The 13,830-nt window shown below is 43.7% G+C and carries 12 protein-coding genes and 1 riboswitch; all 12 genes read left to right on the forward strand.

Translation table 11 applies throughout. From position 1 onward, the window contains the following. Nucleotides 1-15 precede the first annotated feature (15 nt). Complete coding sequence (gene purC / locus EGX73_RS12060; RefSeq protein ID WP_005472501.1) at nt 16-738, forward strand: phosphoribosylaminoimidazolesuccinocarboxamide synthase; 723 nt, start codon at nt 16-18, stop codon at nt 736-738. Then, nucleotides 729-992 carry a phosphoribosylformylglycinamidine synthase subunit PurS gene (purS, locus tag EGX73_RS12065; RefSeq protein WP_003127200.1) on the forward strand — a complete coding sequence of 88 codons (264 nt, stop codon included), beginning with the start codon at nt 729-731 and terminating at the stop codon, nt 990-992. Before purC ends, purS begins: the two co-directional genes overlap by 10 nt. Next, nucleotides 989-1,666, forward strand: coding sequence for a phosphoribosylformylglycinamidine synthase subunit PurQ (purQ, locus tag EGX73_RS12070; protein ID WP_003127201.1), 678 nt, complete (start codon nt 989-991; stop codon nt 1,664-1,666). The genes purS and purQ overlap by 4 nt, the downstream gene beginning before the upstream one ends. Next, a complete protein-coding gene (purL, locus tag EGX73_RS12075) occupies nt 1,659-3,887 on the forward strand; it encodes a phosphoribosylformylglycinamidine synthase subunit PurL (protein WP_003127202.1) in 2,229 nt (742 codons plus the stop codon). Before purQ ends, purL begins: the two co-directional genes overlap by 8 nt. Further along, entirely contained in the window at nt 3,872-5,293 is a 1,422-nt protein-coding gene (gene purF, locus EGX73_RS12080; protein ID WP_060814870.1) for an amidophosphoribosyltransferase, read from the forward strand. Before purL ends, purF begins: the two co-directional genes overlap by 16 nt. Nucleotides 5,294-5,314: 21 nt before the next feature. Further along, on the forward strand, nt 5,315-6,361 hold the full coding sequence (purM, locus tag EGX73_RS12085; protein ID WP_123866968.1) for a phosphoribosylformylglycinamidine cyclo-ligase: 1,047 nt from the start codon (nt 5,315-5,317) through the stop codon (nt 6,359-6,361). After that, nucleotides 6,358-6,939, forward strand: a complete 582-nt coding sequence (purN, locus tag EGX73_RS12090) for a phosphoribosylglycinamide formyltransferase (protein ID WP_021150959.1) — start codon at nt 6,358-6,360, stop codon at nt 6,937-6,939. The genes purM and purN overlap by 4 nt, the downstream gene beginning before the upstream one ends. Continuing rightward, complete coding sequence (gene purH / locus EGX73_RS12095; protein WP_123866969.1) at nt 6,936-8,474, forward strand: bifunctional phosphoribosylaminoimidazolecarboxamide formyltransferase/IMP cyclohydrolase; 1,539 nt, start codon at nt 6,936-6,938, stop codon at nt 8,472-8,474. The genes purN and purH overlap by 4 nt, the downstream gene beginning before the upstream one ends. Before the next feature lie 25 nt (nt 8,475-8,499). Next, nucleotides 8,500-9,753, forward strand: a complete 1,254-nt coding sequence (gene purD, locus EGX73_RS12100; protein WP_003127208.1) for a phosphoribosylamine--glycine ligase — start codon at nt 8,500-8,502, stop codon at nt 9,751-9,753. Between the two features lie 136 nt (nt 9,754-9,889). Continuing rightward, nucleotides 9,890-10,804, forward strand: coding sequence for an aldo/keto reductase family oxidoreductase (locus EGX73_RS12105; RefSeq protein WP_005472514.1), 915 nt, complete (start codon nt 9,890-9,892; stop codon nt 10,802-10,804). Between the two features lie 209 nt (nt 10,805-11,013). Continuing rightward, a complete protein-coding gene (guaC, locus tag EGX73_RS12110; protein WP_003127210.1) occupies nt 11,014-11,991 on the forward strand; it encodes a GMP reductase in 978 nt (325 codons plus the stop codon). 331 nt (nt 11,992-12,322) lie between these two features. Next, nucleotides 12,323-13,453 carry a non-hydrolyzing UDP-N-acetylglucosamine 2-epimerase gene (wecB, locus tag EGX73_RS12115; protein ID WP_021150953.1) on the forward strand — a complete coding sequence of 377 codons (1,131 nt, stop codon included), beginning with the start codon at nt 12,323-12,325 and terminating at the stop codon, nt 13,451-13,453. A gap of 92 nt (nt 13,454-13,545) precedes the next feature. Then, nucleotides 13,546-13,716, forward strand: a riboswitch (M-box (ykoK) riboswitch). The last annotated feature ends 114 nt before the right edge of the window (nt 13,717-13,830 follow it).

A 13,830-nucleotide genomic window follows, 5' to 3' on the forward strand; every position in this document is an offset into this window, starting at 1 on the left:
TTTGTGAGGTGTCCGGTGGTGCAAGAACAATTGATTTACGAAGGGAAAGCAAAGAAACTCTTCAAGACTAGCAAAGATGAAGAGCTCCGTGTGGAGTATCTCGATCAGGCTACCGCGTTGAATGGATTGAAGAAAGATGCAGTTTCAGGAAAAGGAGCACTGAATAATCAGATTACCAGTCTTATTTTTCAAGAATTAGAAAAGCAGGGTATTCCAAGTCATTTTATCAAAATATTGTCTAAACACGAACAATTAGTTTGTGAAGTTGAAATGATCCCGTTGGAAATCGTCGTCCGTAATACGGCTGCCGGCAGCTTTTCTAAGCGCCTGGGAATTGCTGAAGGGGAGCAGCTGCCTTTTCCGATTATTGAATTTTATTACAAAGAAGACCGCTTAGACGATCCTTTCATCAATGAAGATCACATTCGTTATTTGGGAATCGCCACCCCTGAGGAAGTTGCTCAAATCAAAATGCTTGCTCGACAAATCAACACCGCATTGTGCCAACTCTTTGAGAAAATTAAGATCCACTTGGTCGACTTTAAAATTGAAGTCGGAAAAAGTGATGGGAAAATTCTTTTAGCGGATGAGATTTCGCCGGATACTTGTCGCTTATGGGATCTGACAACGAAAGAACATTTGGATAAAGATGTCTATCGTCGTGAAATCGGGGATCTGATTCCTGTTTATCAAGAAGTATTAAATCGCTTAGAAAAGGAGTATAGTTCATGTATTTAGTCAAAGTTTATGTCACTTATAAAGAGTCGGTCTTGGATCCTCAAGGAGAAGCAGTCAAAGGAGCGGTTCATCGTTTGGGGTATCAAAATGTCTCTGAAATACGTATTGGGAAATATTTTGAGATCAAAGTTACAGACAGCAACAAAGAATCAGTAGCGGCAGAAATTGAAGAAGTTTGTGACAAGTTACTGGCAAATGTCAATATGGAGACTTATCGTTATGAAATCATTGAGATGGAGGACAAGGAACAATGAAATTTGCAGTAATCGTTTTTCCTGGTTCGAATTGTGATGTCGATTTAATGTATGCCATCAAAGATGTGATGGGCGAAGAAGCCGAATATGTGTGGCATGACGAGACCTCGTTAGCTGGCTTTGATGGTGTATTGCTTCCAGGAGGTTTCTCCTACGGGGATTACCTTCGCTGCGGAGCCATCGCACGTTTCTCGAATATTATGGCAGAAGTCATTCGTTTTGCAGAAGAAGGAAAACCGGTCTTTGGTACGTGCAATGGCTTCCAGATCTTGACAGAAGCTGGCTTGCTGCCAGGGGTTTTACGCAGAAATGAATCGCTGCACTTTATTTGCAAGCCGGTACAGTTGCAAGTCAATAACCAGACGCCTTTTACCTCTGAATACCAGCAAGATGAACGGATCACGATCCCTGTCGCTCATGGAGAAGGAAATTACTATTGCGACGATCAAACCTACCAGGAACTGGAAGCCAATAACCAGATTGTCTTCCGTTATGTGGATAACGTTAACGGGAGTTTACATGGTATTGCCGGCATTTGCAACAAGGCAGGCAATGTTTTAGGGATGATGCCCCATCCTGAGCGGGCAATGGAAGAGTTGCTTGGCTCAAAGGATGGCAAGAAGTTCTTTGCGTCTTTATTGAAAAATTTCGGGAAGGTGCCAGTACATGAATAAAGCAATCATAGCAGAGCCAACACCACAGGAAATCAAAGAAACCAAGCTTTATCAACAATGGGGGCTCACTGATGAAGAATACCAAATGATTTCAGAAGAAATATTAGGTCGACTACCTAATTATACAGAAACGGGTCTCTTTTCAGTAATGTGGAGCGAACATTGTTCCTATAAAAATTCCAAGCCGGTCTTGCGCAAATTTCCAACCGAAGGCCCGCAAGTTTTACAAGGGCCAGGCGAAGGAGCGGGAATCGTCGATATTGGTGATGGCCAAGCAGTTGTCTTTAAAGCGGAAAGTCATAACCATCCTTCGGCCGTGGAGCCTTATGAAGGCGCCGCAACCGGCGTCGGTGGGATTATTCGTGATATTTTCAGTATGGGGGCGCGGCCCATCGCGATCCTAGATTCGTTGCGTTTTGGCGAATTGACGAATGAGCGGACCAAATACCTTTTAGAAGAAGTCGTGGCAGGAATCAGCGGCTATGGAAATTGTATCGGAATCCCTACAGTCGGTGGTGAAGTTGCCTTCGATGCCTGTTACGAAGGGAATCCATTGGTCAATGCGATGTGTGTCGGTTTGATCGACCACAAAGATATTCAAAAAGGACAGGCCAAAGGCGTTGGTAACATAATCATGTATGTGGGAGCAAAAACAGGTAGAGACGGGATCCATGGTGCAACATTTGCTTCCGAGGAGTTCGTGGAGGGAGAAGAACAGCAGCGCTCGGCTGTCCAAGTAGGAGACCCCTTCATGGAAAAATTGTTATTAGAAGCTTGTCTTGAGCTGATCCTTGAACATTCAGACAGTTTGATCGGTATTCAGGACATGGGGGCAGCCGGTCTCGTTTCTTCCAGTTCTGAAATGGCTTCAAAAGCTGGTTCAGGATTAAAACTTTATTTAGATGATGTACCGCAACGAGAAACTGGTATGACACCTTATGAAATGATGCTATCAGAATCCCAGGAGCGGATGCTGATCTGTGTGAAACAAGGACATGAAGCAGAAGTTGAAGCGTTGTTTCAAAAATACGGATTGGAAGCGGTAGTGATTGGTGAAGTAACCGATGATGGTGCGTATCGCTTGTACCATCAGGGAAAAGAAGTTGCCAATTTACCTGTTGATGCTTTGGCAGAAGATGCGCCAACTTATCATAAAGAAAAAGCAGAACCTGCTAGAATCCAAGCATTTCGTCAACAGCCTGATTTTGAACCAGTCATTGATGATGCAACAGCAGTCTTTTTACAATTGTTGCAGCAACCCACGATTGCTTCAAAAAAATCGATTTTTGAAACCTATGATTCTCAAGTGAGAACCAATACCGTTGTTGGCCCAGGAAGTGACGCTGCAGTCCTGCGGATCAAAGGGACCAACAAAGCTTTAGCTATGACCACGGACTGTAATGCTCGCTACTTGTACCTTGATCCTGAACGAGGCGGACAGATTGCTGTAGCAGAAGCAGCTCGCAATATTGTTGCTTCTGGGGGACGACCACTAGCGATCACAGACTGTCTCAACTATGGCTCGCCGGATAAACCAGAAGGCTTTTGGGAGTTATGGACATCGGCAGAAGGGATTGCCAAAGCTTGTGAAATTCTAGAAACTCCTGTTATTTCAGGTAATGTTTCGCTGTATAATGAAACCAACGGGCAGGCAATCTATCCAACACCAGTGATTGGTATGGTAGGGCTGATTGAAAAGGTCGAACATATCACCACACAACATTTCCAGACACCGGAGGATTTGATTTATTTGATTGGAGAAACGAAGGCCGACTTTAACGGCAGTGAACTCCAAAAATTACAAAATGGGTCGATCAATGGCCGTTTGATGGCATTTGATCTATTAGAAGAAAAACAGAATCAGGCAATCGTCTTATCTGCGATCCAGGCTGGACTTGTAAAAAGTGCCCATGACTGTGCAGAAGGCGGATTAGCTGTTGCATTAGCTGAATCTGCGTTTAAGAAGAATGTCGGTATATCTGTTCAACTAGATTTGCCGCAATCTTGGCTTTTTTCAGAAACACAAACGCGATTTGTGCTGTCCATTGCTCCAGAAAATCAAACCGCTTTTGAAGCTTTGGCAGGTGATAGCGCTTGTCTCATCGGAAAAGTTACAGCAGAACCGCAACTAAAAATCCAAGGTAGCGATGGAATGATCGTAGTGGAAACAGCCTTAGCACGTAAGAAATGGGAGGAAGCAATTCCATGTCTATTGAAGTAAAAAGCTTGAATGAAGAATGCGGGGTTTTTGGTGTCTGGGGTCACCCAGATGCTGCCCGAGTTACTTATTTTGGCTTGCACAGTTTACAGCATCGGGGACAAGAAGGCGCTGGGATCGTCGCAAATCAGCAAGGCAAGCTTGCCGGTCATCGAGATCTTGGCTTATTAGCAGAAGTTTTTTCCGATGAACGACTTCTTCAACGATTGACAGGTGAAGCAGCAATCGGACATGTTCGCTATGCTACTGCAGGCAATGGCAGCGTCGATAATATCCAACCTTTTCTTTTTAAGTTTTTTGATCAGCAGATTGGGTTGGCGCACAACGGGAACTTAACCAATGCCAAGAGTTTGCGGAAATCACTTGAGTCTGAAGGAGCCATTTTTCATTCAAATTCAGATACCGAAATTTTGATGCATCTGATTCGCCGCAGTGGTCAAGCGAATTTGCTGGATCGCATCAAAGAAGCGCTGAATCAAGTGAAAGGTGGATTTGCCTATCTTTTGCTGACAGAAGATGCGATGATCGCTGCTCTTGATCCAAATGGATTTCGGCCACTCTCGTTAGGAAAAATGGTCAATGGTGCTTATGTGATTGCTTCAGAGACTTGTGCTTTAGAAGTGATCGGAGCTGAATTTGTTCGAGATATCTGTCCTGGGGAAGTTGTCATTGTGGATCAAGCGGGCTACCGTGTTGAAACATATACGGAAGAAGTCCAACCAGCGATTTGCTCAATGGAATTCATTTATTTTGCACGACCAGATTCGAATATTGCCGGCGTCAATGTCCATACTGCACGAAAAAATATGGGACGTAATCTTGCCCAAGAAGCACCGATCGAAGCAGATATGGTGATCGGTGTACCGAACTCATCCTTATCGGCCGCCAGCGGGTTTGCAGAAGAATCTGGCATTCCTTACGAATTAGGATTAGTCAAAAATCAATACATTGCACGAACATTTATCCAGCCCACTCAAGAATTACGGGAACAAGGCGTTCGGATGAAGCTATCTGCCGTCCGCGGTGTGGTTGAAGGAAAAAAAGTGATCATGGTGGATGACTCGATCGTTCGCGGCACTACTAGCCGACGAATCGTTCAATTGTTAAAAGAAGCCGGTGCCAAAGAAGTTCACGTTCGGATTGCTTCACCGCCATTAAGATATCCTTGTTTTTACGGAATCGATATTCAGACGCGGAAAGAACTGATCGCTGCTCGGCAAAGTGTCGAAGAAATTCGCCAAACGATCGGTGCCGATTCGTTGGCTTTTCTCAGTGAGACTGGCTTGATCGAAGCAATCGGGTTAGATTTAGATGCCCCCTATTCTGGATTGTGCATGGCCTATTTCAATGGTGATTATCCTACACCGCTTTATGATTATGAAGAAAGCTATTTAGCGTCGCTCGAATAAATGGTACAGGAGGAACTCAAAGTGGCAAATGCTTATGCAAAGGCTGGTGTTGATGTGAACGCCGGGTATGAAGTCGTTGATCGAATCAAAAAACATGTCAAAAGAACAGAACGGTTAGGTGTAATGGGTGCCATCGGTGGCTTTGGCGGCTGTTTTGACTTGTCAAACTATCCGCTGAAAGAACCAGTGCTGGTATCCGGTACTGATGGTGTAGGAACGAAATTATTAGTAGCGATCCAACAAAATCAACACCAAACGATTGGAATCGATTGTGTTGCGATGTGTGTCAATGATATTGTCGCTCAAGGAGCAGAACCGATCTATTTTTTGGATTATGTCGCAGTGGGCAAGAATGATCCCGAAAAAATCGAACAAATTATCGCCGGGGTTGCAGAGGGCTGCGTTCAGTCGGGAGCGGCTCTGATAGGCGGTGAGACAGCAGAAATGCCAGGGATGTACTCGGAAGAGGACTATGACTTGGCTGGTTTTGCGGTGGGAATTGTTGAAAAATCTCGTCTGATCACGGGAGCATCGATTGAACCGGGACATTTTCTGATCGGGCTGCCTGCTTCTGGTATCCATTCAAACGGGTATTCATTGGTTCGCAAGATCTTTTTTGAACAGCAAGGTTTTCAAATGGCAGAGAAGTTGCCGGAATTAGGCGGAAAAACTCTCGGAGAAGAATTGTTAACACCAACGAGAATCTACGTATCCGCTGTACTGCCGTTACTTGAAAAACAATTAATTGACGGTATCTCGCATATCACGGGTGGCGGCTTTATCGAGAATATTCCCCGGATGTTGCCGCCGCAGACAACAGCAGAAATCACACTGGGAACGTGGCCGCAACTGCCGATTTTTGAGGCTCTAGCTTCTTATGGAAAAATCCCGGCCCATGAAATGTATGAGATCTTCAATATGGGGATTGGGATGGTTCTTGCTGTTGCACCAGAGAAGAAAGAACAAGTGCTAGCTTTGTTAAACGAGCAGAATGAAGCAGCTTACGTTATTGGTAAAGTAACGGAGGCTCAAAAACATGCGGTTCTTTTACAAGGAGATCCGCTATGAGGATCGCTGTTTTTGCATCAGGAAACGGCAGTAATTTTACCGCAATTGCCGATGCGATTAGAGGAGAAGAACTCAAAGGGGCTACATTAGCGCTGCTGTTCTCAGATAATGCCGCCGCATTTGTCTTGGAACGGGCTAAAGACGCGGGGGTACCGACATTGCAGTTATCCCCGCAGAAATTTCCTTCGAAAGCAGCGTTCGAAGCCGCACTGTTGAACGAGTTGGCGGAACATTCGATTGAGCTGATCGTTTTGGCAGGCTATATGCGGATCGTTGGACCTACGTTGCTAGCCGCTTTTCCCAATAGAATCATCAATCTGCATCCCTCATTGCTGCCTAGTTTTCCTGGAAAATCCGGTATTGCCGATGCCTTTCATTATGGAGTGAAGGTGACTGGGATCACCATTCATTACGTTGACAGTGGTATCGATACGGGGCCGATCATTGCGCAAGAAGTGGTACGTATCGAATCGGAAGATACATTAGAAAGCTTAGAAGCAAAGATCCATCAATTAGAGCATCGAGTCTATCCAGCGGTCATAGCTGAAATCATTCATAAAGGAGACCATCAATCGTGAAAAAAAGAGCGTTGATCAGTGTGTCAGATAAACAAGGGATCGTATCTTTTGCCAAAAATTTAGTACAAAACGGCTACGAAATCATTTCGACAGGAGGGACAAAATCTGCTCTGGAAGCGGCTGGTCTTGAACCGATTGCGATAGAAACGGTCACAGGATTTCCCGAAATGATGGACGGACGTGTCAAAACATTGCATCCAAAGATCCACGGTGGTTTGCTGGGTCGCCGGGACCTGCCTGAACATTTAGCAGCAATGGAAAAACATGACATTGCGCCGATCGATCTGGTTGTTGTCAACCTTTATCCTTTTAAGGAAACGATTGCCCAAGCGGATGTGACAGAAGAGCAAGCCATTGAGAATATCGATATCGGTGGACCAAGCATGCTGCGCTCCGCTGCAAAAAACTTTGCTGCAGTGACAGTGATCGTTGATCCTAAAGATTATCCCCTCATTCTAGATGAATTGACGGAAACCGGTCAGACGCAGCTTGCCACGCGCAAACGCTTAGCGGCTAAAGTATTTCGCCATACAGCAGCTTATGACGCCTTGATCGCCGATTATTTGACAAAAGCAGTTGAAGAATCTGAACCGGAGAAGTTGACACTGACGTATAAATTGAAACAAACGTTGCGCTACGGAGAAAATAGCCATCAAACTGCTGCTTTTTATCAAGATGCATTGCCAGTTCCTTATTCGATCGCTAGTGCAAAACAACTTCACGGCAAAGAATTGTCCTACAACAACATCAAAGATGCGGATGCCGCTTTGCGAATCGCAAAAGAATTTACGGAACCCACTGCAGTCGCTCTTAAACATATGAATCCTTGTGGTATCGGAACAGCGACGACGATTTTTGACGCTTTTGAACGGGCATACGAAGCAGATCCAGTTTCGATTTTTGGAGGAATCATCGTATTGAATCGCCCCGTTGATGAAGCAACAGCTGCTGCATTGCATCAAATATTTCTTGAGATCGTGATTGCGCCTGCTTTTGAACCAGCGGCGCTGGATATTTTGACGAAGAAGAAAAACATTCGCTTGATGACGTTAGATTTTGTAGCAAATCCTGTCGAAACAGAAATGGTCTCTGTATTAGGTGGTTTATTAGTTCAAGAACAAGATACATTAGCAGAATCTCCTAAGGATTGGACGGTCGTAACGAAACGTCAGCCTAGCAAGAATGAGTTGGAAGCAATGGCTTTTGCTTGGAAAGCGGTAAAACATGTCAAATCAAATGCCATCGTTTTAGCGAACCAATATCAAACAGTTGGAATTGGTGCTGGCCAAATGAATCGCGTGGGTTCTGTAAAAATCGCCATTGAACAAGCTGCTGAAGCTGGAAAATTAACGGATGCAGTTTTAGCTAGCGATGCGTTCTTCCCAATGGATGATAGCGTGGAATATGCTGCAAAACGGGGAATCAAGGCAATCATTCAACCTGGAGGCAGTATTAAAGACCAAGCGTCTATCGAAATGGCAGATCAATACGGAGTAGCGATGATCTTTACTGGCGTTCGGCATTTTAGACATTAAAAGACATTAAATTCAGGAGGAGCAGATGAAGCTTTTAGTTATTGGTAGTGGTGGTAGAGAACATGCAATCGCCAAAAAATTACTCGCAGATCCGATCGTAGAAACAGTCTACTGCGCGAAAGGGAATCCGGGCATGGTCAGCGATGGCATTCAGGTAGTTGCTATCCCAGAAACAGACCATCAAAGCTTGATCGCGTTTGCAAAAGAGATGGCCATCGATTGGACCTTTGTAGGCCCTGAAGTTCCTTTGCTTAATGGCATCGTTGATGATTTCCAAGCTGCAGGATTGAACATTTTTGGCCCAAATAAAGCAGCGGCGATGATTGAAGGTTCGAAGGAATTTGCCAAAGAATTGATGGCAAAATATCAGATTCCAACCGCTGAATACCAGTCTTTTGTAGATAGTGAAAAAGCGAAAGCGTATATCCAAGAAAAAGGTGCCCCAATCGTAATCAAAGCAGACGGTTTAGCTGCTGGAAAAGGGGTCGTTGTCGCAGCAACAGTGGATCAGGCACTGGCTGCGGTAGAAGAAATGTTGGAAGAACAAAAATTTGGTCAAAGTGGTGCCAAAGTTGTGATCGAAGATTTTCTGGAAGGAGAAGAGTTTTCGCTGCTGGCTTTTGTTCATGAAGAGCAAGTTTATCCCATGGTGATTGCGCAAGATCATAAACGAGCGTTTGATGGGGATGAAGGACCGAATACTGGTGGAATGGGAGCTTACTCTCCTGTTCCGCAAATTCCTCAGTCAATGATCGATCAAGCAATCGAGACGGTTTTGATCCCGGCTGCTACAGGAATGATTGATCAAGGAACACCCTTTACGGGTATTTTATATGCGGGGCTGATTGCCACAGTTGAAGGACCTAAAGTGATTGAATTCAATGCTCGTTTTGGAGATCCAGAGACGCAAGTCGTTTTGAGTCGGCTAACGAGTGGGTTAGCTCAGATTATTGATGCATTGCTCAATGGAAGACAGCCGGAGATTACTTGGGATCAGCAGTTTTCTGTTGGTGTGGTCGTGGCGGCTGAAGGGTATCCAGAAACCTATCAACAGGGAATGATCATTCCGCAAAAAGCGGCTGAAGATGTTCAACTGTTTTATGCAGGGGTTGCTGAAAGAGCAGGAGAATTGGTGGCAGCAGGCGGGCGAGTATTTTTAGCGGAAGGGCAAGGTGCTTCTTTGGAGGAAGCGCAAAAGAAAGTTTACCAAGCGCTAGCAAAAATGCCTTTGAACAAGATGTTTTATCGAAAAGATATTGGTGCCAAAGCATTAAAGTAACCGCAACTTCTCTTTGGTTCCATCGTTTAAACAAAAGATCGCTGATGAGAGAACAGCGATCTTTTTTTCTTAAAAAGAGGTAGCGTTTTCAAACGGATATGCTAAAATAGAAGAGCAAACAGAGGAGGAAAAATACGTGAAAAAAATTAAATTTGGTTCAACCGATTTAGAAATTTCAAGTGTCATTTTGGGATTGATGCGAATCAATAATGCAAAAGATCCTGTAGCTGTACTGACGACAGCAATCGAGAATGGTATTACTTTCTTTGATCATGCAGATATCTATGGCGGTGGCGAATGCGAAAGTATTTTTGCAGATGCCCTTGCACAAACCGAATATAAAAGGGAAGATCTTTTCATTCAATCGAAATGTGGTATCGTCCCAGGGAAAATGTTCGATTTTTCGAAAGAACACATTATTAAATCCGTTGAAGGCAGTTTGAAACGCTTGAAAATGGATTATCTTGACGCGTTGCTGTTGCATCGCCCGGATACGTTAGTGGAGCCCGAAGAAGTCGCTGCTGCTTTCGACGAGCTGGAAAAAGCGGGAAAAGTTAAGTATTTTGGAGTCAGCAATCAAAATCCTGGTCAAATCGAATTGTTGAAAAAATATGTCTCTCAACCATTGCTGGCCAATCAATTGCAATTTGGCATCATGCATACTGGAATGATCGATCGAGGCATCCATGTCAATATGACGGATAGCGGCAGTGTCGATCATGATGGCGGAATTCTTGAGTATTCTCGGCTGAATGATATGACGATCCAAGCGTGGTCGCCATACCAATATGGATTCTTTGAAGGTGTCTTCATCGGAAATGAGAAATTCCCAGAACTGAATGCAAAACTGGAAGAATTGGCTGAGAAGTATCAAACGACTGCGACAGGAATCGCATCTGCTTGGATTTTACGGCACCCAGCAAATATGCAGGTGATCGCAGGCACGATGACGCCGCATCGTATCGAAGAGATCGCTAAGGCATCTACGATTGTGTTGACACGCCAAGAATGGTATGAAGTATATTTGGCAGCTGGCAATATTTTACCTTAAAAAAAGAAGAAACCCTTTATTTAATGGAAACTATCTCAGGAATGTTCGTAAAAGACGAACATTCCTGTTGCTTTTTAAAAAAAAGATTCTAAAACACTTGTATTTATGAGTGAGCTGGTTTAAATTGTTGTGGGCATTAAAAATAGGCGACAGCCATTTGATGCTTGCTTCACTCTTATCAAGATTTGGAGGATATTTTTATGTTTGACATGAAAGTTTTTGATTACGAAGATATACAATTAATCCCTAATAAATGTATCGTGAATAGCCGTTCAGAATGTGATACGACGGTTACTTTAGGCAAACATTCATTTAAAATGCCGGTCGTTCCTGCAAATATGCAAACGATCATTGATGAATCAATCGCAGAATTTTTAGCTGAAAATGGCTATTTTTATATTATGCATCGCTTTGACGAAGCAGCCCGCATTCCTTTTATCAAAAAAATGAAGGAAAAAGGCCTGATCTCTTCGATCAGTGTCGGTGTCAAAGACTATGAGTATACTTTTGTCGAAACATTGGCTGCTGAAGGACTGGTGCCTGATTATATTACGATCGATATTGCCCATGGACATTCCAATGCTGTCATCAATATGATCCAACATATCAAAAAACATTTACCAGATGCTTTTGTGATCGCAGGGAATGTTGGCACACCTGAAGCGGTCCGAGAATTGGAAAATGCCGGCGCGGATGCAACGAAAGTCGGGATCGGACCAGGGAAAGTTTGTATCACTAAAATCAAAACTGGTTTTGGAACTGGTGGGTGGCAATTAGCTGCATTACGCTGGTGTGCAAAAGCAGCTCGCAAGCCGATTATCGCCGATGGGGGAATCCGCACCCATGGAGATATCGCAAAATCTGTTCGTTTTGGGGCAACGATGGTCATGATTGGTTCATTGTTTGCTGGACATGAAGAATCTCCCGGGGAAACAAAAGTCGAAAATGGTGTCGTTTTAAAAGAATACTTTGGCTCTGCTTCTGAATTCCAAAAAGGGGAAAAGAAAAACGTCGAAGGGAAAAAAATCTGGATCCCTTACAAAGGTTCTTTGAAAGATACTTTGGTTGAGATGCAGCAAGATCTACAATCATCGATCTCCTATGCCGGTGGCAAAGACCTCGAATCGATTCGAAAAGTTGATTATGTGATCGTGAAAAACTCGATTTTCAATGGCGATACAATTTAAGTTGCTTCGGCTGTAGAATTGACAGTGGCATGAATAAAAGTTCGATCCAAAAGATTTCTTTGGTCTTACAGCAAGCGATAGCAAAACATTCTTATCACTTGCTGCTGAGGGCAACAAGTCTTTTGGTTTTTTTATTTTCAGCGCTGACCTTCTGCTTTTTGTGGAATCATCTCTATCGACTATTTGGTTTTTCTTAATCTTTCGTTATAATAGAAGAAATGATGAAAAAAAACTAAAAAATATTCTGAGCTAAAAGCGGATATTCAGTTGACTAAGTGAGTAAGAGCAATAACACAATAAAGTAAACATGCAGAAAGAAGCAGGTGAGTGTTTGACTATCAAAGTAATGTCCGTTTTTGGGACAAGACCGGAAGCCATCAAGATGGCGCCTTTGGTAAAAGAATTAGAGGCTGATCCTCGATTTCAATCAATTGTCGTGGTGACAGCCCAACATCGCGAGATGTTAGATCAAGTATTAGAGGTTTTTGCGATCGAACCTGATTACGACTTGGATATCATGACATTGGGACAGACGTTGACCGGCATCACTACAAAAGTCTTGCTGGAATTAGAACCGATTCTCCACCAAGAAAAACCGTCAATTGTGCTTGTTCATGGTGACACAACAACGGCATATGCCGCAGCAACCGCAGCTTTTTACGCTCAGATTCCGATCGGTCATGTTGAAGCTGGTTTGCGGACGTGGAATAAACGATCACCCTATCCGGAAGAAGCCAACCGGCAACTCATCGATGTGCTAGCGGATCTTTACTTTGCTCCAACGCTTCAAAGTAAAGAAAATCTACTTGCGGAAAATCATGATCCAGAAGCCATCTTTGTCACTGGCAATACCGCGATTGATGCCATGCGCTACACTGTTTCTCAAGACTATCAGCATCCTACACTAACAGACAAAAAACAGCGAAAGATTTTGCTGACGATGCACCGCAGAGAGAATTTAGGTCAGCCGATGAAGAATGTTTTTCAGGCATTGGCTCGAATCGCAGGCGAGTTTCCAGAAGTCTCAGTCGTTTTTCCGATGCATAAAAATCCCAAAGTTCGAGAAATTGCCCAAGAAACTCTGGGTGCTTTAGAGAATGTTACATTGATTGAACCTTTAGATGTCATCGATTTTCACAATTTTGCCAACCAAAGCACATTGATTCTAACTGATTCCGGCGGTGTCCAGGAAGAAGCCCCTTCTCTCGGTGTTCCTGTATTGGTGTTGCGGGACACAACTGAACGTCCAGAAGGCATTGCGGCAGGAACGTTGAAATTGGTCGGTACAGGGGAAGAGGATGTGTATCAAGCAACGAAGCAGTTGTTGCAGGATCACGCTGCATATACCGCAATGGCGCATGCTGAAAATCCTTATGGTGATGGTAAAGCAAGTCAGCGAATCAAAGAAGTGTTGGCTCAATATTACCGTCTGTCCGGAATGGCAGATCCTTCGATCCAATGATCCAAAAACTGAAAATGGAATTGAAAAATAACAAAAGTATTTTCACATAATGGTTGACCTATATAATTAGATAGACTATAGTGAGGATAGAAATAAATAATTGTTAGGTGAGGCTCCTATATGGACACAAGCTGCTGCCGCAAAAGTATCGAGAGATGCTTAGTTGGTAGGACAGGTCTAATCGTGAAGGTTAAACCCAAAGCAGCTGATAACGTCAAGTTATCTACGCCCTATAGTGCTAAAGCTCTACAATGATCATGAGTTTTTTACGCATGCTTATTGGGAGCATGCGTTTTTTTGTGTTAATGGTCACTGATGCCTTTATTTTAGCTGATACATACAGACCTTTATGAGGTGCTGCAAGACAATCGCTGACT

This window comes from Enterococcus sp. FDAARGOS_553 (assembly GCF_003812305.1).
In the GTDB taxonomy this organism is placed as follows: domain Bacteria; phylum Bacillota; class Bacilli; order Lactobacillales; family Enterococcaceae; genus Enterococcus_D; species Enterococcus_D gallinarum.

Bases quoted from the DNA above. Each gene is read 5' to 3' on its own strand.
- purF (WP_060814870.1), top strand. From the start codon at position 3,872: ATGTCTATTGAAGTAAAAAGCTTGAATGAAGAATGCGGGGTTTTTGGT.
- purD (WP_003127208.1), top strand. From the start codon at position 8,500: ATGAAGCTTTTAGTTATTGGTAGTGGTGGTAGAGAACATGCAATCGCC.
- purN (WP_021150959.1), top strand. From the start codon at position 6,358: ATGAGGATCGCTGTTTTTGCATCAGGAAACGGCAGTAATTTTACCGCA.
- purQ (WP_003127201.1), top strand. From the start codon at position 989: ATGAAATTTGCAGTAATCGTTTTTCCTGGTTCGAATTGTGATGTCGAT.
- guaC (WP_003127210.1), top strand. From the start codon at position 11,014: ATGAAAGTTTTTGATTACGAAGATATACAATTAATCCCTAATAAATGT.
- purL (WP_003127202.1), top strand. From the start codon at position 1,659: ATGAATAAAGCAATCATAGCAGAGCCAACACCACAGGAAATCAAAGAA.
- purS (WP_003127200.1), top strand. From the start codon at position 729: ATGTATTTAGTCAAAGTTTATGTCACTTATAAAGAGTCGGTCTTGGAT.